Origin of the sequence: Streptomyces sp. CMB-StM0423, assembly GCF_002847285.1 — a bacterium.
GTDB lineage: Bacteria > Actinomycetota > Actinomycetes > Streptomycetales > Streptomycetaceae > Streptomyces.
This window is the reverse complement of the sequence record NZ_CP025407.1, coordinates 2228413-2249428: the sequence shown is the minus strand read 5'-3', so window position 1 is coordinate 2249428 and position 21016 is coordinate 2228413. Positions and strand designations below refer to the sequence as shown.

Below are 21016 nucleotides of genomic sequence, written 5' to 3'. Positions count from 1 at the left end.
GCTCCGCGGCCGGTACGGGGCCGTCCCCCCGTACGAAACCGCTGACTTACGGGCTCACGGGGCCGTCGCGGCCGGCGTCAGGCCGCGTCGCCGGACGGGGCGCCGTCCGCTTCGCCGGATGCCGCCGAGTCGGTGCCGGTGGTGGTCGTGCCCTCCACCGTCCCGCCGTTGTCGGTGGTGCCGCCGTTGTCGGTGGTCCCGCCGTCGTCGGTGGTGCCCCCGTCGTCGGTCGTCCCGCCGTCGTCCGTCGTCCCGCCGTCGTCGGTGGTGCCCCCGTCGTCGGTGGTGCCGCCGTTCTGGGTCGTACCGCCGTCTGTCGTCGCGCCGCCGTTCTGCGTGCCGCTGCTGCCGCCGCCCGTGTCCGTACCGCCGCCGTTCGACGTACCGCCCTTCGAGGACCCGCCGTCCGACGACGAACCGCTGCCCGACGGCGTACCCGGCGAACTGCTCGACGGGCTCTGCGGCGGCGCGCTGCTCGTCTCGTCGCCGGTGTCCGTCCACTCCTCGGACGGCTCCGGAGCGGACGACTCCGGCGTCGGCGGGGCCGACTCCGAGGACGGGCTGCGGGACGGCTCCTCGGTGGGCAGCCCGTCGTCGTCCGCGGCGGCCGAGCGCTCCACCTCGACCCGGTCGGCGGGCGGGTCGTCGCTGCCCGCCATGCCCAGGGTCACCACCGTGCCGAGCACCGCGACGAGCAGCGCGCCGGCGCCCGCCGCGATCAGGTTGCGCTTGGACGCGGACGCCGCCTCGGCGCCCGGCCCGCGGACCGTGGGCGTCACGGTCGTCTCCGTGCCGCCCGAGGACGGGGAGATGAGCACGGTGGGCCGCTCGGCGCCCTCGCCCGGCTCGTCGAACGCCGCCGCCCCCTCCGGTACGGAGGTGGTGCCGGCCGGCACCACCGGCAGCGCCGCCGTCACCGCCTCGCTGCCTGCACCGTGCGTGACCAGCGCGAGCGCGCGCCTGCTGGCGATCTCGCCGCCGCGGTCGGAGATCGCCCCGCGCAACGCGAGCGCCGCCTCCAGCTCGGCCCGCGCCCGGGCGGTGTTGCCCGTGCACAGCGCCAGCACGCCCAGCTCGTGGTGGAAGTACGCCTCCGCCGCGACCTCGCCCGCGCGCCGGGCCGCCTCCTGCCCGTACCGCAGCGCCCGCTCCCAGGCGCTCCAGCGCAGCGCCGCGGCGAACGCGGGCGCGGCGGCGCGCGCGAGCAGCACCGCGGTGGAGGCGGTGGTGCCTTCCCGGTCGGCGACGAGGCCGCCGAGCACGGCGAGGATGGCGTCCGCGTCGTCCGCGACCGTCTCCGGGGTCACCGAGCGGTGCGCGGACCACCAGGCGTAGTGCTGCGCGGCGGTGAGCGCCGGGTCCTGGCCGCCCTCGGCCGGCAGGGCGTAGCCCGCGGCGGTCAACTGGGCGGAGACGCCCGCGGCCAGCCGGTAGCGGCCGAGGCCGCCGGAGACCAGCCCGCAGCCGGCGAGTTCGGCGAGCGCGGTGTCGGCCAGCGCCTCGCCGGCGAGCGCGGGCAACTGCGCGTGGTGCGGGAAGACGCCGCCGAGCGCCACGGCGAAGCGCAGCGCGGTACGGGCCGCGTCGCTGAGCCGTGACGCCAGCAGCGCGGCCGGCGCGGCGCTCTCGGCCAGCGTCGGCAGCGGCTCGCCCGCGCCAGGACCTGCGAGCCGCAGCACCGCACCGGCCTGCACGAAGCGCAGCGGCAGCCCCTCCGACTCGAACCACAGGTCCGCGGCCCAGGTGCGCTCCTCGTCGCCGAGCGGCAGCCGCCCGGCGCGCTCCAGCAACTGCATGCAGGCGGCCCGGCCGAGGCCCGGCAGCGCGACCTCTTCGAGGTACGAGGCCGCCGTCGGCCCGGCGACGTCGGGGGTGACGGCGATCAGGTACGCGCACTCGGGGGTGGCGTCCAGCAGCTCTTCGAGCGCGGTGCCGCCGAACTCGGCGTCGTCGAGCACCACGACCGCGCCGATCTGCGGCAGCAGCTCGGCCAGGTGGCCGGGGTCGGGGCGCCGGCCGGTCAGCTCGTAGACGGCGGCGCACAGTTCGTAGCGCAGATCGGTGGGGGTACGGGCCCGGCCGTTCAGCCGGATGACGCCGTCCGGCGCCAGCTCGGCGCAGTCGGCGGCGACGGCCTCCAGCAGCGCGGTGCGGCCGGAGCCCGAGGGGCCGGTGAGGCGGACGGAACGGCCGCGGGAGAGCAGGCGCACCAGCCGCTCGCGGATCTCGTCGCGCTCCAGCAGCGGCAGTTGCGGCCCGGCGGGGCCCGGCGGCGGCGACGGCGGCCTGCGGTGCTCGGCGCGCTCCTCCGGGGTCATCCGGCGCGGCGGCCCCGGGCGTTCCGCGGGCGGGCACAGCTCGGCGTGGGTGCCGTCGACGGGGTTGACGGTGAGCCGGTACTCGCCGGCGATGACGCGGGCCGTACGGGCCGGGCCAGGGCGCGCGCCGGGGGAGAGGCCGTCGCCGGGACGCCCGCGGCCGCCGCCCTTGCCGCCGGAGCCGGGGAGCGGGCCGGGGAAGGAGCCGGGGGCGGAGACGGCGGGCGGGCCCGCGGTCGCGTCGGATTCCTCGACGTAGGGGCGCAACGCCTCGTCGGCGTACGGCCGCACGGGCTCCTCGCCGGGGAACGCCCCCGTGCCGTCGTCCCCGTACCCGCCCGCGCCGCCGTCGTGCTCCGGGTACGCGGCCCCCGGTTCTTCCGGATCGGGGTGCGTGTGCGCCGGCTCGCCGGGGTACGAACCCGGGGAAGAGCCCGCGGGCGGGGATATGCCCTCGGGTGTGCCGTCCTGTCCATGGCCCGTGTTCGGGTCCATCGCGAAGCCCCCTGCCCGCCGTCCTACGCCGTGCCGCTCCCCGGCCCGGAAACCCTATGACCTCCGCCGGGCGATCTCCGAGGGGGGACGCCCCGACGACGCCGTTTGTTCACTGAATCGTGAGGATGCGGTGGAGCCGCGTGGCCACCAGCAGTCGCTGCATCTGCGGCGGCACCCCGCGCAGCACGAGCCGGCGATCGGCCCGTCCCGCCCTGCGGTGTGCCCCCATGATGACACCGAGCCCGGTGGCGTCCCAGGAGTCCAGGTCGGTGAGGTCGAGGACCAGGTCGCCGCGGCCCTCGTCGACGGCCCGGTGCAGGGCGACCCGGGCGTCGGCCGCGCTGCGCACGTCGAGGCAGCCCCCGACGGTCAGTTCCGCGCAGTCCCCTTTGATGTACGCGGGCGCCCCGGGGCCCGTGCCGTCCGCGGCGCCGTCGGGGACGGGGCGGCGGGCGGCCCTGCGTGCGGGGCCCGCGCGATGGCGGGCCGGGTGGTGGTAGGGCGGGGCGCTGTCGCGGCCCTCCGCCTCAAACATGTGCGCTCCCCGTCTGCGGGTTCTCGTGGTCGTGATGCCGAGTCCGTGCCGGTTCCTCTATAGGTCTGACTGTCCTGGACGGTCCCGGGTTGCCGTCTGTACGGGTATCCGTACCGATTTCACCCCTGTGGGGGACGCCGGTACCCGCCCCGGCCGCACCGGGCGGCGGACGGCCCGGGGTCAGTGCTCGTAGAAGCCGCGGCCGCTCTTGCGGCCGATGTCGCCGGCGTCGACCATGCGGCGCATCAGCTCCGGCGGCGCGAACTTCTCGTCCTGGGTCTCGGTGTAGATGTTCTCGGCGGCGTGCAGCAGGATGTCGACGCCGGTCAGGTCGGCGGTGGCGAGCGGCCCCATGGCGTGGCCGAAGCCGAGCCGGCAGGCGACGTCGATGTCCTCCGCGGTGGCGACACCCGACTCGTACAGCTTGACGGCCTCGACGACGAGCGCGGTGATCAGCCGCGTGGTCACGAAGCCGGCCACGTCGCGGTTGGCGACGATGCAGGTCTTGCCGGTGGATTCGGCGAAGGCCCGGGCGCGGGCGAGGGTGTCGTCGCTGGTCTTCAGGCCCCGTACCAGCTCGCAGAGCCCCATCATGGGGACCGGCGAGAAGAAGTGCGTGCCGACGACGCGTTCGGGGCGGGCGGTGACCGCCGCGATCTTGGTGAGGGGGATCGCGGAGGTGTTGGAGGCGAGCACCGCGTCGTCGCGCACCAGGCCGTCGAGGGCGCGGAAGATGTCCTGCTTGACGTCGAGCCGTTCGAAGACCGCCTCGACCACGATGTCCGCGTCGGCGGCGGCGTCGAGGTCGGTGGTGGTGGTGATCCGGGCGAGCGCCTGCTCGGCGGTGGCCGCGTCCAGCTTGCCCTTCGCGACGAACTTCTCGTACGAGCCCTTGATGCCGTCCGCGCCGCGCGCCAGCGCCTCGTCGGTGAGGTCGCGCAGCACGACGTGCCAGCCGGCCTGGGCGGCGACCTGGGCGATACCGGACCCCATGAGTCCGGCTCCGACGACGGCGAGCTTTCCGGCGGATTCCACGGTGGTTCCCTCGCTATACGGCTCGTTCACGTGCTCTGAAGCGGACACTGGGGTCTGTCGTCGATCTCGCGTCGTTCGCCCGCAGGGCGGGCGGCGCGGCGGCGGGCGTGCGATCGCAAGGCGGAGGGCCGACCGCATACTGGGCCTGTGCGGTCGATCCCGACAACGCGGCGAGCGTGCGTGCCGGCCTCCCCCACAGCGCGCTGCGCGCACGTGGGCGGTACCCCCAGCCGCAGACGGGAGATTGAAGACAGACCCTAGCGCTCCCGGTGCGTTCGCGGAGCGCTTAGAGATGCGCGTCACGTCTCAGATGACGGACATCACACGTGCGAGGCTCGGTCTCCGGCCCTGCGTGCGTAGTTGAGCACCTTTTCGCCCAACAGCTCCTCCATCTCGTCCAGCAGGCCGAGCGCGTCGCGCGAGACGGCCGCCGGGTCGCGGCCGGCGATCATCTCGCGCCGGATGAAGTCGAAGAGCGCGATGTTGACCCAGGAGAGCTGACCCGCGATCAGGTCCGGAAGCCAATCGTCCGCGGCGGCCCCGGTCTCCTCGCGCAGGGTGGTGGCGAGGCGCAGCACGCCCTCCTGCTGCATCTGCCACAGCCGCGCCTGGAGGGCGTTCGCCTCCTCGACGACGACCAGGAACTTCCCGATCCCCGGGTTGAGTCCGACCCGGCCGGAACCCGCCTCGACGTCGTCGCGCAGCCCGCGCAGCACGGCGTCCGCGGCGGACTCGCCGGGCGCCCGGCCGCGTACGTCGCGGGAAGTGCGCTCCACGAGGCCGCGGCTGCGGTCGAGGAAGAGGTCCTCCTTGGCAGGGAAGTAGTTGTACACGGTGTTGACCGAGACGTCGGCGGCCTCGGCGACCTCGGCGACCGTGACCGCGTCGAAGCCGCGCTCCAGGAACAGGCCGGTGGCCACGTCCGAGATGAGCTGCCTGGTCTGCCGCTTCTTGCGCTCCCTGAGTCCCTCGGCCATGCCCTCATGGTACTCACGCTGGTCTGAGTGAAAAATTAGAGCCATTGCAAAAATTAAGTGACTCTGTTTTTCTGGAGTCATGGCCATCCTCAGCGCGTCCGGCCTCGCCCGGACCTTCACGACCAAGCAGGGGCCCGTCGAAGCCGTCCGCGGCATCGACCTGCGCGTCCAGCCCGGCGAGATCGTCGGGCTGCTCGGGCCCAACGGCGCCGGCAAGACCACCACCCTGCAGATGCTCACCACGCTGCTGCCGCCCACCGGCGGCGCCGCCACCGTCGCCGGCCGCGACCTGGTCGCGGACCCCGCGGGTGTGCGCGAGCGGATCGGGTACGTGGCCCAGAGCGGCGGCGTCGATCCGCACGTCTCCGTACGGGAGGAACTGGTCACCCAGGGCCGCTTCCACCGGCTGGCCAAGCCCGCGGCCGCCGCGCGGGCCGCCGAACTCGCCGCGGAACTGGGCCTCGAAGACCTGCTCGACCGGCCCTGCGCGTCGCTCTCCGGCGGCCAGCGGCGCCGGCTCGACCTCGCGCTCGGCCTCGTCCACCGGCCCGAACTGCTCTTCCTGGACGAGCCGACCACCGGGCTCGACCCGGGCAGCCGCGCCGACCTGTGGGACCTGGTGCGCCGGCTGCGCGCCGAGCAGGGCACCACCGTGGTGCTCACCACCCACTACCTCGACGAGGCTGACGCGCTCGCCGACCGGATCGTGGTCGTCGACCACGGCGTGGTCGTCGCGGACGGCACGCCGCGGGAGTTGAAGGAGCGTCACGCCGGCTCCCCCGACGCCTCGCTGCAGGACGCCTTCCTCGCCCTCACCGGCCGCGGCCCCGCCGCCCGCGAGGACCCCGCCCCGCTCGCCGTCTGACACCGGCAGCCCACAGCCCGAAGGGCCCGACAGCCGGAGAGCCCGTCCGTCGGCCCGCCACGCCCGTTCCGTACGCCCTCAGCCTCCCGGGAGACCGCCGTGCCCGCCCTCGCCGCCGACACCGCCCTCGTCTTCGGCCGCTACGCCCGCCAGACGCTGCGCTCGCGCTTCCAGATGCTCTTCGGCATCCTCATGCCGCTGCTCTACCTCGTCTTCTTCGGCCCGCTGCTGCGCGACCTGCCGCTGTCCGCCGAGGGCAACTCCTGGCAGGTCCTGGTCCCCGGGCTGCTGATGATGCTCGGGCTGCTCGGCGCCTCGTTCGCCGGCTTCGGCATCATCGTGGAGAAGAACCTCGGCGTGCTCGACCGCATGCGCGCCACCCCCGTCAGCCGGCTCGCGCTGCTGCTCGGCCGGGTGCTGCGCGACGCGCTGCTGCTGCTCTTCCAGTCCGTGCTGCTCGTCGTCACCGCGGTGGCGATGGGACTGCGCGCGCCGCTGCCCGGGGTGCTGATCGGGCTGGGGTTCGTCGCGCTGGTCACGATCGCGATGGCCTCGCTGTCGTACGCCTTCGCCCTGCGGGTGCCGACGCCGCAGGAGTTCGGCCCCGCGGTCAACGCGGTCTCGCTGCCGTCGATGCTGCTGTCCGGGCTGATGCTGCCGATGACGCTGGCGCCGGGGTGGCTGGACACGCTGTCGCACGCGGTGCCGTTCCGCTACCTCGTCGACGCCGTACGCGCCGCCTTCGTCGGCGAGTACGCGGGCGCCGAGATGCTCCGGGGCGTGCTCGTCGCCGCCGCGTTCGCCGCCGGGGCGGTGACGCTGGGCACACGCGTGTTCCGCGCCGCCGGGGCGTAGCGCCGCGGGCATACGCTGGGCACATGGTCAACCTGACGCGGATCTACACCCGTACCGGAGACAAGGGCACCACCGCCCTCGGCGACATGAGCCGGGTGCCCAAGACCGACCCGCGGATCTCCGCGTACGCCGACGCCAACGAGGCCAACGCCGTCATCGGCACCGCCCTCGCGCTCGGCGGGCTGTCCGAGGAGGTCGCCCGCGTCCTCACCCGGGTGCAGAACGACCTCTTCGACGTAGGCGCCGACCTCTCCACTCCCGTGCAGCCCGACCCGGAGTTCCCGCCGCTGCGCGTCGAGCAGGAGTACGTCGACCGGCTGGAGGCCGACTGCGACCGCTTCCTCGCCGACCTGGAGAAGCTCCGCAGCTTCATCCTCCCCGGCGGCACCCCCGGCGCGGCGCTGCTGCACCAGGCGTGCACGGTGGTGCGCCGGGCCGAGCGGTCGACGTGGGCCGCCCTGGAGGTCCACGGCGAGACCATGAACCCGCTGACGGCCACGTACCTCAACCGGCTATCGGATCTGCTCTTCATCCTTGCGCGCACCGCCAACAAGACGGTCGGAGACGTGCTGTGGGTGCCCGGCGGCGAACGCTGAGCCGTCCCGCCGGGCCTCCGGCTCCACCGCACCCGCGGGACGCTGCTTGGGGAAGACCGTGTAGCTCACGGCGATGATGAGGTTGATGCCGATGACGACGAGCATCCGCGCCTGCCACGCCCGCAGCGATTCGGTCTCGCCGTCGTCGCCCACGTACCAGATGGCGCCCTGCAGCAGCGCCATCGCGATGCCGCTCGCCAGGATCCAGCGGACGGCGACCGACCACTCGTGCCGCGCCCGCGCCATCCCGTACTTCGGCGGCTTCACCGGCGGCGGCCCGCCCGCGAAGCGGTGCGCGAAGCGGGCGTCGACCCAGCGGATCGTCGTCGGGCCGAGCGCGACGGAGAAGCCGATGTACACCGCGGCGAGGCCGTGCTTCCAGTCCGGCTCCGCGCCGTTCTTCAGGTCGATCGCCGTGACGACCAGCAGCACGACCTCCAGCAGCGGCTCGCAGAGCAGCACCGCGGTGCCCAGCCGCGGCTTCCTCGCCAGATACCGCAGCGCGAGCCCCGCCGCGAGCAGCACCCAGAAGGCGACCTCGCAGACGATGATGAGCGTGACGATCACGGTGTGCTCTCCCTTCCCCGTCCTCCCTTCCAGGCTCCCGCCCGGCGCGCGCGGACACGTCGTCGTACGCGACGATCCCGGACTGCATCCTTCGATGTAGCGCCCGCCCGCCCAAAGCCGCCCGCGATACGGAGGCCGCCGGGGCGGCGGCCGTGTTTGATGGGGGAGTGAGCAGCTCACGCCCCTCCCTCCGGCCGCACCGCGACGACGTGCTCATCGCGGTCCTCGGCCTGCTCGGCGGGGTGGCGCTGTGGGCGCTCGGGCTGCACACCCAGGGCGGGCGGCCGTTCCACGACTCGCGGCTGACTCTGATCCCGCTCGCCGTCATGGCCGGCGCCGAGCTGCTGCGCCGGAGCCGGCCGATGACCGCGCTGGGCATCGCCGTCGTCGCCGTCGTCGCCGACCAGTTCACGTGGGGCACGCTGGCCACGATCCTGATGTTCACGGACCTGATGTACGCGGCCGTGCTCTACGGCACCGCGACCGCGGCCCGCTGGATCCCGCGGGCCGCCGCCGCGCTCACCGTGGCCTCGACCGTCGTCGTGCTGGCCGTCTTCCAGGACCGGGCCGCGATCCTCCTCGGCGTCGCCGTCGGCCTCATCACGCTCGCCCCCGCCACCACCGGCGTCGCCGTACGCACGCACCGCCAGGCCGCCGACGCCGCCCGGCTGCGGGCGCAGCAGACCGCGCTGCTCGCGGAGCTGGACCGGCGCGAGGCCATCGGCGCCGAGCGCGCCCGGATGGCCCGCGAACTGCACGACATGGTCGCCAACCACCTCTCCGCCATCGCCATCCACGCCACCGCCGCCCAGTCCATCGACGACCGGACGGCGTCCCGGGAGGCGCTGTCCGTCATCCGCGAGAACAGCGTGCAGGGGCTGGCGGAGATGCGCCGCCTGATCGGCCTGCTGCGCGCCGCCTCCGACACCGACGCCGCGGAGTCGGAGCCGGCGGCGGCCCCGACGCTGGCCGGGCTGGCCGCGCTGGTGGAGCAGGCCCGCGTCAACGGCGCGGCCAGTGGCCTCGGCTTCGCCCTCGACGACGCCCGCGAGCCGGGCGCGGGCTTGCCCGCGCCGGTGGAGCTGGCCGCGTACCGCATCGTGCAGGAGTCGCTGACGAACGCGCTCAAGCACGCCGCTCCCGGCGAGGTACGGGTCGCGCTCGCCGGGCCCGAGCCGCTGACGGTGGCGGTGACCAGTCCGCTGGGCGACGGGCGGCAGCAGGACGGACGGCCGGGTGGTGGGCCCGTGCCGCGGGCGCCGGGCTCGGGCGCCGGGCTGATCGGGATGGAGGAGCGGGTGGCCCTGCTGGGCGGCTCGTTCAGCGCAGGACCCGAGGACGCCGCCGCCGGACCCGGCGCCGGCAAGCGGTGGGCCGTCCGGGCCGGGCTGCCCACCGGCGAGGACACCACCGCACCGCAACGGAGGACACATGGCTGACGCCGCCCCGCCCGTCCGGATCCTCGTCGCCGAGGACCAGCAGGCCGTACGCGCCGGGCTCGTGCTCATCCTGCGCTCCGCCGCGGGCCTCACCGTCGTCGGCGAGGCCGCCGACGGCGAGGAGGCCGTGCAACTGGCCCGCGAACTGCGGCCGGACGTGGTGCTGATGGACATCCAGATGCCCAAGCTCGACGGGGTGGCGGCCACCCGGCGGATCAGCGCCGAGGAGCTGGCGGACGTGCTGGTGCTGACGACGTTCGACCTCGACGAGTACGTCTTCGGCGCGCTGCGCGCCGGCGCCGCGGGCTTCCTGCTGAAGAACACCGAGGCGGACGCCCTGGTGGAGGCGGTACGCACCGTCGCCCGCGGCGAGGGTCTGATCGCCCCGGCGGTCACCCGGCGGCTGATCGCCGAGTTCGCGGGCGGCCGGCGGGCCCCGTCGCCGGACGGCCCCGACCCGGCGGTCCTGGAGACGCTCACGCGGCGCGAGCGGGAGGTGCTGGCCTGCCTGGGGCAGGGCATGTCCAACGCGGATGTCGCGGCCCGGCTCGACATGGCGGAGGCCACGGTGAAGACGCACGTCAGCCGGCTGCTGGCGAAGCTGGGGCTGCGCAGCCGGGTGCAGGCGGCGGTGCTGGCACAGGAGTTGGGCGTCTGAGCGGGCGGGGGCGGAGCCCGTACGGTCGCGTCCCGTACGGTCTCCGCCCCCGGCCCTGTGCGCGCGGTTAGACGTCCCGCTTCGACAGCAGCGCGAACGCCAGCAGGAGCATCCCGCCGGTGACGGCGGCCAGCAGGCCGAGGAGCCCCCAGCCGCCGACGCTCGCGTCATCGAAGAACGGGATGCCGAAGAGCGAGGCCAGACCGCTGAGCGGGGAGTACTCGATCAGCTTGCGCTGGACCTCGCGCAGGCTCTCCGCCTGCATGAACAGCGCGATGATCAGCGGCAGCAGGATGAAGCCGACCATCGTGGTGATGGCGCCCGCGGAGTGCCGCAGGATCGCGCCCACGGCCAGCGCGAGCAGGCCCAGCAGCGACACGTACAGCGCCGCGCCCACGGTGGCGTCGAACCACTGGCTGCCGGTGGCGATCAGCTCGCCGCTGTCGGAGACCGAGTCCTTGAACGTCGAGCTGTCGAGCTCGTACTCCGGCACGGTCTGGCCGCCGAGGACCGCCGAGTGGACCAGCGCGGTGATCGCGCACGCCGCGGTGGTCAGCACGAAGGCCAGCACGAAGAAGACCACGGCCTTGGCCGCCAGCACCCGCCAGCGCTGGGGCGAGGCGGTGAGCGTGGTACGGATCATGCCCGTGCCGTACTCGGAGGTGATCACCAGCACGCCGAGCGTGACGATGCAGATCTGGCCGAGCATCAGACCGAAGAGGCCGCCGGAGAGCAACGGGGCACCGACCCAGTCGTCGCTGCTCATCGCCAGCGCGATGAGGAAACCGACGCCGACGACGAGCAGGAGCATGACGCCCAGCGTCCACATGGTGGAGCGCACCGAGCGGATCTTGGTCCACTCGGAGGCGAAGGCGTGGCCCAGGTGCGTCCTGACGATCGGGATCGGCGAGGAGTAGCCGCCGCCCGGGGGCGGGCCGGCCGGCGGCGCGGCGCCGGGGACGGGGCCGGGAGCGGCGCCGGGGACCGGGGGCGCGCCGGGGGCGGGGGCGGAGGGCTGCGGCGGGTAGCTCATCGGGGGGTCTCACCTTCGCGCGGGGCGGGAGCGGCGGCGCCGGCCGGGCCCTGCGGCGCGGCCGGGGGTGGCGGCGGGGCGTACCCCTGCGGCGGGGGCGGGGCGTAGCCGGGCTGCACGCCGGGCGGCGGCATTCCGGGGCCGCCCTGCGGCATCCCGGGAGCGCCCATGGGCGGCGCGTAGCCGGGGCCGGGGGGCGCGTAGCCCTGCGGGGGCACCGGGCCCGCCGGCTGCTGCAGGCCGGTGCGGTGGTCGGCGGTGGAGCGGAAGTCCACGGCGCCCTGCGTCATCCGCATGTACGCCTCCTCCAGCGACGCCTCGTGCGGGGACAGCTCCCACAACTGGATCCGCGCGTCGTGCGCCAGGTCGCTGATCCGCGGCAGCGGCATCCCGCCCACGCGCAGCGCCCCGTCCTCCTCCTGCTGCACCTGCGCGCCCTCCCCGGTGAGCAGGGCGGTCAGCTTCTCCCGCAGGCCCTGCTCCCGGTCGGGCACGCGGACCCGGGCGAAGCTCGCCGAGTGCGTGTTGATGAAGTCCCGCACGCTCATGTCGGCCATGAGCTGGCCGCGGCCGATGACGATGAGATGGTCGGCGGTCAGCGCCATCTCGCTCATCAGGTGGCTGGAGACGAAGATGGTGCGGCCCTCGCTCGCCAGCCTCTTCATCAGGTTGCGGATCCACAGGATGCCCTCGGGGTCGAGGCCGTTGACCGGCTCGTCGAAGAGGAGGATCTGCGGGTCGCCGAGGAGCGCGCCGGCGATGCCGAGGCGCTGGCCCATGCCGAGCGAGAAGCCCTTGGAGCGGCGCCCCGCGACCTCGCGCAGCCCGACCACGTCGAGCACCTCGTCGACGCGGCGCTGCGGGATGCCGGAGAGCTGGGCGACGCAGCGCAGGTGGTTGCGGGCGCTGCGGCCGCCGTGCACCGCCTTGGCGTCGAGCAGGGCACCGACCTGGCGGGGGGCGTTGGGCAGCTTGCGGTACGGGTAGCCGCCCACGGTGACGCTGCCGCTGCTCGGCTCGTCGAGCCCGAGGATCATGCGCATCGTCGTCGACTTGCCCGCCCCGTTGGGGCCCACGAAGCCGGTGATGACACCCGGTTTGACGGTGAAGGAAAGGTTGTAGACGGCGGTCTTCCCGCCGTAGGTCTTCGTCAGACCCTGTGCTTCGATCATGTGGCCCCCTGCGTCGGACACGGGGGCACACGCGACTTCCCGTCCCCCTTCAGGCTAAGAGGCTATCGGGACGCTTCCGGTTCCCGGCGGGCAGGCCGCCGGGCTGCCGGAAGAGGCACCGGGGGAGCGGTAGGGGGCGACGGGCGGGGGGTCAGGCGTCGCGCTTCTTCAGCACGACGTACCCGCCGATCAGCGCCGCCGCCGTCCACGCGCACATGATGGCGAAGCCGCCCCACGGCCCGTACGGCGTCTCGTCGCTGTTCAGGGCGCCGGGCACCACCTGCATGACCCGCGACCCCGCCTGGTCCGGCAGGTACCGCGCGACGTCCCTGGTGGCCGGGACGCCCGCCAGGATCGAGGAGATCAGGAAGAAGAACGCCATCAGCAGGCCGAGCGAGAGCACCGTACTGCGCAGCATCGAGGCGACGCCCATGGAGAACATCGCGATCACGCCCATGTACAGGCCGGCGCCGACGACGGCCCGCAGTACGTGCTCGTCGCCGATCGACGCCTTGTGGTCGCCGAGCAGCGACTGGCCGAGGAAGAACGTGATGAAGCTGGTGAGCAGTCCGACGACCAGGGCGAGCGCCGTGGCGACGGCGATCTTCGAGACGTAGAACGCGGCCCGCTGCGGCACCGCGGCCAGCGAGGTCTTGATCATGCCGGAGCTGTACTCGGTGCTGATCACGAGGACGCCGAAGACGACCATCGCGAGCTGGCCGAGCATCATGCCGAAGAAGCTCACCAGGGTCGGGTCGAAGGTGAGCCGCTCGGCCTCGGAGAGGTCGTCGAACGTGGCGTTCATGACGCCGGACAGGAGCGCCCCCACCGCGGCGGTGAGGACCAGCGCGGCGGCCAGCGTCCACATCGTGGAGCTGACCGAGCGGATCTTGGTCCACTCCGACTTGAGCACTGCCGAGGGTGCTGCCATGGCCGTCAGTCTCCCTTGCCCCACTGCGGACCCGGTGCGGGCGGCGCGTTCGGCGCGGGCGGCGCCGGGGGCGCGGCTCCGGCCGCCGCGGCGGCGTTCGGGTCGCTCAGATCGTGCGCGTGGTACTCGACCGCCTGGGCGGTCATCTGCATGAACGCCTCCTCCAGGGAGGCCTGTTGCGGGCTCAGCTCATGCAGCGTCACCCGGTGCTGCGCGGCCAGCTCGCCGACCGGCTCGGCCATGTCGGCGCCCTCGACCTCGAACGCGCCGTCCCCGTGCAGGCTCACGGACATGCCCGCGGCGCTCGCGGCGTCCCTGAACTGCTCGGGCTGCGGGGTGCGTACGCGCACGTACGACCGGGAGTTCTCCCGGATGAAGCCGGCCATCGAGGTGTCGGCGAGCAGCTTGCCCTGGCCGATGACGACGAGGTGGTCGGCGGTGAGCGCCATCTCGCTCATCAGGTGGCTGGAGACGAAGACCGTGCGGCCCTGGGCGGCCAGGCTCTTCATCAGGTTGCGGATCCAGTGGATGCCCTCGGGGTCGAGCCCGTTGACCGGCTCGTCGAACATCAGGATCTCGGGGTCGCCCAGCAGCGCGTACGCGATGCCGAGCCGCTGGCCCATGCCGAGCGAGAAGCCCTTGGACTTCTTCTTCGCCACCGCCGTCAGGCCGACGGTCTCCAGCACCTCGCGCACCCGGGCGTCGGGGATGCGGTTGCTCTGGGCCAGGCACAGCAGGTTGTTGTACGCGCTGCGGCCGCCGTGCATGTTCTTCGCGTCCAGCAGGGCGCCGATGTACTTCAGCGGCTCCTGGAGTTCGCGGTAGTGCTTGCCGTCGATGCGCACGGAACCGGACGTGGGGTTGTCGAGGTCGAGCATCATCCGCATCGTCGTCGACTTGCCGGCGCCGTTCGGACCGAGGAATCCGGTGATCATGCCCGGCCGCACCTGGAAGGTCAGGTGGTCCACGGCGAGCTTGTCGCCGTACCGCTTGGTCAGCCCCTCCAGTTCGATCATGCGCTAACCCTAGGCGGCGAGGTCATCGAACGCATCTCCTGGGAGTAATCGACACAACCGGATTGGCGCCCTCCGCCTGCGGGGCGGAGGGCGCCGGACACGTACCGCACGACCGGGCGGAGCGGTCCGCCCGGCCGTACCGGACTCAGCGGGACTGCTGGGCGGGCACGCCCGGCTTGTCCTCCACCTCGTCGGCACCGGTCTGGGCGGCCACCTGCGCGCCGGTCAGCGTCGCCAGCATCTCGCGGACGTTGGTGAGCTGGGCGTTGATGCTGTCGCGGCGGTTGGTGAGCGCCGCCAGCTCGCGCTCCGACTCGCTGCGGATCCGCTCGGCCTTCGAGTTCGCGTCCGCGACGATGTCCTCGGACTGGCGCTGCGCGGTCTCGACCGTCTGCCGGGCGCGGCGCTCGGCGTCGGTACGCAGCTTCTCGGCCTCCAGGCGGAGCTGCTCGGCCCGGTGCTCGATCTCCGCGAGCCGCTTCTCGGCCTTGGCCTGGCGGGAGGCGAGGTCGCGCTCCGACTGCTCCCGGCGCTTGGCGAGGTTGGTCTCGAAGTCCGCGGCGGCCTGGGCGGCCTTGGCGCGGGTCTCCTCGAAGAGGGTGTCCGCCTCCTCGCGCTTCGACTGCGCGTCCTTCTTCGCCTCGGCACGCAGCCCGCTGGCCTCGCCCTTCGCCTTCTCGACGATCCGCGCGCCCTCGTCCTCGGCCTTCGCCTTGCGCTCGGCGGCGAACGACTCGGCGTCATTGCGCACCTGCTGCGCGGCGGACTCGGCCAGCTCGCGGTGCTGGTCGGCGGCGCGGCGGGCCTCCTCGCGCAGGTCCTTGGCCTCTTCCTCGGCGAGCCGCAGGATCTTCTCCACCCGGGCACCGAGGCCGGCGTACGACGGCTCGGAGTCGGCGATCTGCGCCTGTGCGTTCTGCGTCTCGAGGTGAAGCTCCTCGATCCGCTTCTCAAGGGAGGTGATGCGCGAGAGGGCACTGTCGCGGTCGGCTACGAGCTTGGTGATCCGCTCGTCCACCTGTTCGCGGTCGTATCCGCGCCTTGCGAACTCGAAACCGAAGGGGTTGGCCGTGTCGCTCATGGGGTTCCTGTCGAAAGAGACCGAGTGAGGTGATAAGGGGAATCCTAGGGGTGCTGACGGCGTGTCACAGCGTCAATCCAGGTTTGATCTGGAGAATGTCCGCTCAATCGAGTGGTCTGCCACCGGACTGCTTTCCCCCCGACCGGGCCGCGGCGGCGGCGGGGGCCTTCCCGCCGCCGTCCTTCCCCTTGCTGACCTGGCTGTTCTTGCCGTCCTTGGCGTCCTTGCCGTTGGCCCCCGCGGTGCCGGGGCTCTCGAAGGACTCCAGGGCTTCGAGGACGTCCTGCACGCGGGAGATCTCCGCGTTGATGTCCTCGCGTCTGCGGGTGATCAACTCCAGTTCGCGGCGGCCCTCGTCGACCATCCGCTTGGCCTCCGCGCGCGCCTCGGCCTTCGTCCGCTCGGCCGTGTCGAACGCCTCGGCCTGCTTCTGCTCGGCCTCGTTGAGCAGCCCCTCCGCCTTCTTCACCGCGGCGATACGGACCTTGCCGGCCTCGCCCTTGGCGTCGGTGAGCATCTGCTCGGCGCGCACCTCGGCCGCGTTGAGCTGCTCGTGAGCTGCGGCGACGAGCTTGTCGACGCGCTCGCCCGCGGCCTTGGTGGCCTCGGCGGCCTCGCGCCGGGCGCGGTCGTGCAGCGCGTCGGTCTCCGCCTCCGTGCGGGTACGCAACTCCTCGGCGCGCTCGCGGATCGCATGCGAGTCCCGGCGGGCCTCCTCCAGCATCCGGTCGGCGTCGGCGCGGGCCTTCTCCACCAGACCGCTCGCCTCCGAGCCGGCGCCGCGCACCAGCCGATCGGATTCCTTGCGGGCGGCGGCGACCATCACGTCGGCCTGCTCCTCGGCCGCCGCGGTGGCGCGGGTGGCCTCCTCGTGCGCCTTCTCGACCAGCTTGTCGGCCTGCTCCGCGGCCTCCGTACGGCGCTTCGCGGCATCGCCGCGGGACTCGTCCCGGACCCTTTCGGCCTCGGTACGCAGGCGTTCGGCCTCTGCTAGCGCGTCGTTGACGGTCGATTCCGCCAACTCCTTGGCGGCGTCCGTCTCTTCCCTGGTCTCCCGGCGCAGCGTGGCCGCGGCGTGCTCCGCGGCCGACCGCAGCCCCGCGATCTCCTCGTCGGCCTGCGCCCGCAGCTCGCTGACCGAGTCCCGCACCTGCTGGGCGGTCTGCTCGGCCGCGGTCACCAGCTCGCGCGCCCGGCGCTCCGACTCCTCGGTGACCCGGGCGGCTTCCGCCTGCGCCTCCTCGACCCGCTTGCGCGCCGAGGCAAGCAGGTCCTCGGCCTGCCGGGTGGCCTGCGTACGCTCGCGCTCCGCCTCGCCGCGGGCGGCGGTCAGCATCTCCTCCGCCTCGCGCCGCCGGCGCGCGGCCTCCTCCTGCGCCGCGGTCAGCGCCTCCTGCGCCTCCGCCGCCAGCCGCTCGGCGGCGGCGGACGCCTCCGAGCGGATCCGGTCGGCCGCCTCCTGAGCCTCGCGGCGCAGCCGCTCGGACTCCCCGGTGGCATCCTCGTGCAGCCGCCGGGCGGCGGCCTCGGCCTCGGCACGGGTCGTGGCCGTCTCTGCGGCGGCCTCCTCGCGCATCCGGGTCGCCTCGGCCTGTGCCGACTGCTGGAGCGTACGCAGCCGCTCAGCGGCCTCCGCACGCAGCCGCTCGGTCTCCTCCGCGGCCTCCCGGCGGATCCGCTCCGCCTCGCCGCGGGCCGCGGCCAGCGCCTCGTCGGCGGCCGTGACCCGGGCGGCCGCCTCCTGCTGGAGCCGGTCCAGCTCCGTCTGCACCTCGGCCCGGCGGGCGGTGACGGCCTCGTCGGCCTCGGTACGGGTCTTGCGCGCGGCCTCCGCCGCCGCCTCGGTGATCTTCTCGGCCTGCGCCTCGCCCTCGGCGCGCAGCTCGTCGGCCTCGGTACGGGCCTTGGCCAGTGCCTCCTCGGCCCGCTCGCGCAGCGTCGCGGCCCGCTCGGCGGCCTCGCCCCGTACCCGCTCGCCCTCCGCCGTCGCGGCCTCGCGCAGATCCTCGGCGTCCGTGCCCGCCTTCGCGAGCAGCTCCTCGGCGGACTTCGCCGCCTCCTCGATCTGCGCGACCGCGTCCCTGCGGGCCTCGCCGCGGATCCGCTCGCCCTCGGCGGTGGCCTCCGCGCGCAACTGCTCGGCCTCGTCCCGCAGCCGCCGGGCCTCGCCCTGCAGCTCGACGGTCTTGGCCCGGAACTCCTCGGTGTCGTCCTTGGCCGCGCCCTTGAGCTGCTCGGCCGCCGCCGCGGCCTCGTCCCGCAGCCGCTCGGCCTCGGCCTCCGCCTCCCGGCGGATCCGGTCGGCCTCCTCGCCGGCGGCCGTGGTGGTGTCCTCGGCCTGCTTGGACGCCTTGTTGAGGACGTCCTCAGCGGTCTTGGCGGCCTTGGCGATGGCGTTCGCGCTGTCCTCCGCGGAGCGCGTACGGGCCGTCTCCTCGGCCTCCGCGATCAGGGCCTCGGCCTGGGTACGGGCGTCGGCCCGCACCTGCTCGGCCTCCGCCTTGATCGCCTCGGCCTCCTTGGTGGCCTCGCCGACCAGCCGCGCGATCTCGTTGCGCGTGGTGCGCATCCGCTGGTCCGCGCCGGCCTCGGTCTCGGCGATCTTCTTGGTCGCCGCCTCCTCGGCCTGCGCCACCAGACGGTCCGCCTCGGTGCGCGCGGAGCGCAGCGAGGTCTCGGCCTCCGCCAGCTTCTCCTCGGCCCGGCGCTGCGCGTCGGTGGCCTCCCGGCGGGCCTCCTCCGCCTCCCCGGCCGAGGAGCTGCGCAACTGCTCGGCGTGGGTGGTGGCCTCCTGGGCCTGGGTGGACGCGGCGTTCAGCAGCCGCTCGGCGTCGGCGCGGGCACGCCGCAGCAGGTCGTCGGCCTCCGCCCGGGCGGCCTCGGCCTCGCTGCCGACCCGCTGGCGGGTCTGCTCGGACTGGCGCTGCGCCTCGGCCCGGGCGGCGGCGACGAGCCGGTCCGCCTCGGTCCTGGTCTCGTCCATGAGCCGGCGGGCCTGCGCCTCCGTACGGGAGCGCAACTGCTCGGCCCACGACACGTTCTCGTTGACGTGGGTCTCGACGGTGGTGCGGCGCTCCGCCAGCTCCTCGTCCAGCCGCTGCCGCCGGGCGATCGCCTCGGCGTGCAGGTCGGCCTCCATCCGGGCCTGGCGCTCGGCGTGTTCCTGGAGCAGCCGCTGCGCCTGGGCGCGGGCCTCGCGCAGCTCGCGCTCGACGTCGGCGCGCAACTGGTCGGCCTGGGCCTGGGCGTTGCGCAGCAACTGCTCGGCCTGGTGCGAGGCGCTGTCGAAGGACGTGCGGGCGCCGAGTCCGCGGCGCGCCTCGTGCAGCTTGGCGCGCAGCACCTCGACCTGGTAGCCGAGGTCCTCGGCGTGCTGGACGGCCTTCTCCCGCTCCTTCTTCAGCCGCTCGATCTCGGCCTCGAACTGCGAGAGCCCGTCCATGACGGCGTCAGGCTCGTAGCGGTCGTAGCCCCGCACTGCGCGGTCCCATCCGTCCCCGGGTCGTTTCTGCCTGCTGGCAATGGCGATGACGTGTGCTGCGTTCGTGTGCTGGTATCGATGGTGTCAGATGATCGGGCCGCCCAGGACGCGGGCGGCCCCCTGCACTCTACCGGCCACGGGTATCAAAGGTCAGTGTGCGCCCGCGGCCGATGCGGAAGTGACCAATTCTGTCAGCACGCCGTGGCAGTCCTTGGGGTGCAGGAAGGTGATCCGCGAGCCCATCGAGCCGCGCCGCGGCTCGTCGTAGAGGACACGTACGCCCTTGTCACGGATGGCGTCGGCGTCGGCGTCGACGTCCGGGGTGCCGAAGGCGATGTGGTGGACGCCCTCGCCGTTCTTCGCCAGCCACTTGCCGACCGCGGAGTCCTCACGGATCGGTTCGAGCAGTTGCAGGTACGAGGCGCCGCCGTCGGACGTCTCGTTGATCTTCAACATGGCCTCGCGGACCCCCTGCTCCTCGTTGACCTCGGTGTGGAACACCTCGAAGCCGTAGGTGGCGCGGTAGAACCCGACGGTTGCGTCAAGGTCGTGACAGGCGATTCCGATGTGGTCGATGCGCGTCAGCATGCGCACAGTCCACCGCCGCAGGGAAGGTTACGCAACGTGCGCACGGTCACACCGAACGAACCGTGACCCGGACGCGTACCGCTCAGTACGCTGAAGTTAACCCTCATTCACTCCTCCCCGAAGGGGACGCGCATGACTGGCAGCGGCACTTCAGGCACCACGTCCGTGATCGTCGCGGGCGCCCGTACCCCCATGGGGCGCCTCCTCGGCTCCCTGAGGGCCTTCTCCGGCGCGGATCTGGGCGGCTTCGCCATCGAGGCGGCCCTGGCGCGTGCGGGCGTCGCGGCCGACCAGGTGGAGTACGTGATCATGGGCCAGGTGCTCCAGGCCGGGGTCGGGCAGATCCCGGCCAGGCAGGCCGCGGTCAAGGCGGGCATCCCGATGAGCGTGCCCGCGCTGACCGTGAACAAGGTGTGTCTCTCCGGGCTCGACGCCATCGCCCTGGCCGACCAGCTCATCCGCGCCGGCGAGTTCGACATCGTCGTCGCCGGCGGCCAGGAGTCCATGACCAACGCACCGCACGTGCTGCCGAAGTCCCGGGAGGGCGTGAAGTACGGCGCCCTGCAGATGCTCGACTCCATGGCGCACGACGGGCTCACCGACTCCTTCGAGGGCATCGCCATGGGCGAGTCCACCGAGAAGCACAACACCCGCCTCGGCATCGCCCGCGAGCCCCAGGACGCCTTCGCCGCCGCCTCCCACCAGCGGGCCGCCGCCGCGCGGGAGCGCGGGATCTTCGCCGAGGAGATCACCCCCGTCGAACTGCCCGCGCGCCGGGGCGCCGCCGTCGTCGTCGACACCGACGAGGGCATCCGCCCGGACACCACCGCCGAGGGCCTGGCCAAGCTGCGCCCCGCCTTCGCGCCCGACGGCACGATCACCGCCGGCACCGCCTCGCAGATCTCCGACGGCGCCGCCGCCGTGGTCGTCATGAGCCGCGCCAAGGCCGAGGAGCTGGGGCTGACCTGGCTGGCCGAGATCGGCGCCCACGGGAACGTGGCGGGCCCGGACAACTCCCTGCAGTCCCAGCCCTCCAACGCCATCCTGCACGCGCTGAAGAAGGAGGGCATCGACGTCGGCGACCTCGACCTCATCGAGATCAACGAGGCCTTCGCCGCCGTCGCCGTGCAGTCCATGAAGGACCTCGGCGTCACCCCCGAAAAGGTGAACGTCAACGGCGGCGCCATCGCGCTGGGTCACCCGATCGGGATGTCCGGCGCCCGGCTCGTCCTGCACCTCGCCCTCGAACTGAAGCGCCGCGGCGGCGGCGTCGGCGCGGCCGCCCTGTGCGGCGGCGGCGGCCAGGGCGACGCGCTGGTGGTGCGGGTCCCGAGGGCCTGAGGGGCGCGGCGGCCCCGGTCCGTACGGTGACCG

18 protein-coding genes are annotated in these 21016 nt (G+C 73.7%); 6 read left to right on the top strand and 12 right to left on the bottom strand.

Annotated features, from left to right (window positions below):
* Window positions 1-77 precede the first annotated feature (77 nt).
* From CXR04_RS09365 to CXR04_RS09350, 4 genes are all read right to left on the bottom strand, one after another.
* The gene (locus CXR04_RS09365) at window positions 78-2813 is read right to left on the bottom strand and encodes an ATP-binding protein (RefSeq protein ID WP_101421397.1); all 2736 of its coding nucleotides are present in this window, start codon (window positions 2811-2813) and stop codon (window positions 78-80) included.
* Between the two features lie 109 nt (window positions 2814-2922).
* Window positions 2923-3207, bottom strand: coding sequence for an STAS domain-containing protein (locus CXR04_RS09360; protein ID WP_047020398.1), 285 nt, complete (start codon window positions 3205-3207; stop codon window positions 2923-2925).
* Window positions 3208-3528: 321 nt separating this feature from the next.
* Window positions 3529-4383: a 3-hydroxyacyl-CoA dehydrogenase family protein gene (locus CXR04_RS09355; protein WP_101421396.1), complete on the bottom strand. Its 855-nt coding sequence runs from the start codon at window positions 4381-4383 to the stop codon at window positions 3529-3531.
* A 320-nt stretch (window positions 4384-4703) separates the two neighbouring features.
* Complete coding sequence (locus CXR04_RS09350) at window positions 4704-5360, bottom strand: TetR/AcrR family transcriptional regulator (RefSeq protein WP_101421395.1); 657 nt, start codon at window positions 5358-5360, stop codon at window positions 4704-4706.
* A gap of 79 nt (window positions 5361-5439) precedes the next feature.
* On the opposite strand from CXR04_RS09350, the gene CXR04_RS09345 reads away from it, so the two are divergent.
* From CXR04_RS09345 to CXR04_RS09335, 3 genes are all read left to right on the top strand, one after another.
* Window positions 5440-6225 carry an ABC transporter ATP-binding protein gene (locus CXR04_RS09345; RefSeq protein WP_101421394.1) on the top strand — a complete coding sequence of 262 codons (786 nt, stop codon included), beginning with the start codon at window positions 5440-5442 and terminating at the stop codon, window positions 6223-6225.
* A 99-nt stretch (window positions 6226-6324) separates the two neighbouring features.
* On the top strand, window positions 6325-7080 hold the full coding sequence (locus CXR04_RS09340) for an ABC transporter permease (protein ID WP_101421393.1): 756 nt from the start codon (window positions 6325-6327) through the stop codon (window positions 7078-7080).
* A gap of 23 nt (window positions 7081-7103) precedes the next feature.
* A complete protein-coding gene (locus CXR04_RS09335; RefSeq protein WP_101421392.1) occupies window positions 7104-7676 on the top strand; it encodes a cob(I)yrinic acid a,c-diamide adenosyltransferase in 573 nt (190 codons plus the stop codon).
* Here the strand turns inward: CXR04_RS09335 and CXR04_RS09330 are convergent.
* A complete protein-coding gene (locus CXR04_RS09330; RefSeq protein WP_101421391.1) occupies window positions 7593-8243 on the bottom strand; it encodes a hypothetical protein in 651 nt (216 codons plus the stop codon). The genes CXR04_RS09335 and CXR04_RS09330 overlap by 84 nt on opposite strands.
* Window positions 8244-8410: 167 nt before the next feature.
* Between CXR04_RS09330 and CXR04_RS09325 the strand changes: the two genes are divergently transcribed.
* On the top strand, window positions 8411-9682 hold the full coding sequence (locus CXR04_RS09325; protein WP_101421390.1) for a sensor histidine kinase: 1272 nt from the start codon (window positions 8411-8413) through the stop codon (window positions 9680-9682).
* Complete coding sequence (locus tag CXR04_RS09320; protein ID WP_101421389.1) at window positions 9675-10340, top strand: response regulator; 666 nt, start codon at window positions 9675-9677, stop codon at window positions 10338-10340. Before CXR04_RS09325 ends, CXR04_RS09320 begins: the two co-directional genes overlap by 8 nt.
* Before the next feature lie 67 nt (window positions 10341-10407).
* Here the strand turns inward: CXR04_RS09320 and CXR04_RS09315 are convergent, their stop codons facing one another.
* The 7 genes from CXR04_RS09315 to mce all read right to left on the bottom strand — a co-directional run bounded on the left by CXR04_RS09315 (window position 10408) and on the right by mce (window position 19642).
* Window positions 10408-11373, bottom strand: coding sequence for an ABC transporter permease (locus CXR04_RS09315; RefSeq protein ID WP_101421388.1), 966 nt, complete (start codon window positions 11371-11373; stop codon window positions 10408-10410).
* Window positions 11370-12545: an ABC transporter ATP-binding protein gene (locus tag CXR04_RS09310; protein ID WP_101426275.1), complete on the bottom strand. Its 1176-nt coding sequence runs from the start codon at window positions 12543-12545 to the stop codon at window positions 11370-11372. The genes CXR04_RS09315 and CXR04_RS09310 overlap by 4 nt, the downstream gene beginning before the upstream one ends.
* A 151-nt stretch (window positions 12546-12696) precedes the next feature.
* The gene (locus CXR04_RS09305) at window positions 12697-13476 is read right to left on the bottom strand and encodes an ABC transporter permease subunit (RefSeq protein ID WP_101421387.1); all 780 of its coding nucleotides are present in this window, start codon (window positions 13474-13476) and stop codon (window positions 12697-12699) included.
* Between the two features lie 5 nt (window positions 13477-13481).
* On the bottom strand, window positions 13482-14492 hold the full coding sequence (locus tag CXR04_RS09300; RefSeq protein WP_101421386.1) for an ABC transporter ATP-binding protein: 1011 nt from the start codon (window positions 14490-14492) through the stop codon (window positions 13482-13484).
* 145 nt (window positions 14493-14637) lie between these two features.
* Window positions 14638-15573, bottom strand: a complete 936-nt coding sequence (locus tag CXR04_RS09295) for a cellulose-binding protein (protein ID WP_101421385.1) — start codon at window positions 15571-15573, stop codon at window positions 14638-14640.
* A gap of 103 nt (window positions 15574-15676) precedes the next feature.
* Window positions 15677-19051 (bottom strand): polarized growth protein Scy, encoded by a 3375-nt coding sequence (scy, locus tag CXR04_RS09290; RefSeq protein WP_101421384.1) that lies wholly within the window; start codon window positions 19049-19051, stop codon window positions 15677-15679.
* Window positions 19052-19204: 153 nt separating this feature from the next.
* A complete protein-coding gene (gene mce, locus CXR04_RS09285; protein WP_101421383.1) occupies window positions 19205-19642 on the bottom strand; it encodes a methylmalonyl-CoA epimerase in 438 nt (145 codons plus the stop codon).
* Window positions 19643-19774: 132 nt separating this feature from the next.
* On the opposite strand from mce, the gene CXR04_RS09280 reads away from it, so the two are divergent.
* The gene (locus CXR04_RS09280) at window positions 19775-20983 is read left to right on the top strand and encodes an acetyl-CoA C-acetyltransferase (protein ID WP_101421382.1); all 1209 of its coding nucleotides are present in this window, start codon (window positions 19775-19777) and stop codon (window positions 20981-20983) included.
* Window positions 20984-21016 lie beyond the last annotated feature (33 nt).

What these genes read in the sequence shown, in the direction of transcription:
- CXR04_RS09365 (WP_101421397.1), bottom strand. Translation starts at nt 2,813, where the DNA reads ATGGACCCGAACACGGGCCATGGACAGGACGGCACACCCGAGGGCATA.
- CXR04_RS09350 (WP_101421395.1), bottom strand. Translation starts at nt 5,360, where the DNA reads ATGGCCGAGGGACTCAGGGAGCGCAAGAAGCGGCAGACCAGGCAGCTC.
- CXR04_RS09345 (WP_101421394.1), top strand. Translation starts at nt 5,440, where the DNA reads ATGGCCATCCTCAGCGCGTCCGGCCTCGCCCGGACCTTCACGACCAAG.
- CXR04_RS09335 (WP_101421392.1), top strand. Translation starts at nt 7,104, where the DNA reads ATGGTCAACCTGACGCGGATCTACACCCGTACCGGAGACAAGGGCACC.
- CXR04_RS09320 (WP_101421389.1), top strand. Translation starts at nt 9,675, where the DNA reads ATGGCTGACGCCGCCCCGCCCGTCCGGATCCTCGTCGCCGAGGACCAG.
- CXR04_RS09315 (WP_101421388.1), bottom strand. Translation starts at nt 11,373, where the DNA reads ATGAGCTACCCGCCGCAGCCCTCCGCCCCCGCCCCCGGCGCGCCCCCG.
- CXR04_RS09310 (WP_101426275.1), bottom strand. Translation starts at nt 12,545, where the DNA reads ATGATCGAAGCACAGGGTCTGACGAAGACCTACGGCGGGAAGACCGCC.
- CXR04_RS09305 (WP_101421387.1), bottom strand. Translation starts at nt 13,476, where the DNA reads ATGGCAGCACCCTCGGCAGTGCTCAAGTCGGAGTGGACCAAGATCCGC.
- CXR04_RS09300 (WP_101421386.1), bottom strand. Translation starts at nt 14,492, where the DNA reads ATGATCGAACTGGAGGGGCTGACCAAGCGGTACGGCGACAAGCTCGCC.
- CXR04_RS09295 (WP_101421385.1), bottom strand. Translation starts at nt 15,573, where the DNA reads ATGAGCGACACGGCCAACCCCTTCGGTTTCGAGTTCGCAAGGCGCGGA.
- mce (WP_101421383.1), bottom strand. Translation starts at nt 19,642, where the DNA reads ATGCTGACGCGCATCGACCACATCGGAATCGCCTGTCACGACCTTGAC.
- CXR04_RS09280 (WP_101421382.1), top strand. Translation starts at nt 19,775, where the DNA reads ATGACTGGCAGCGGCACTTCAGGCACCACGTCCGTGATCGTCGCGGGC.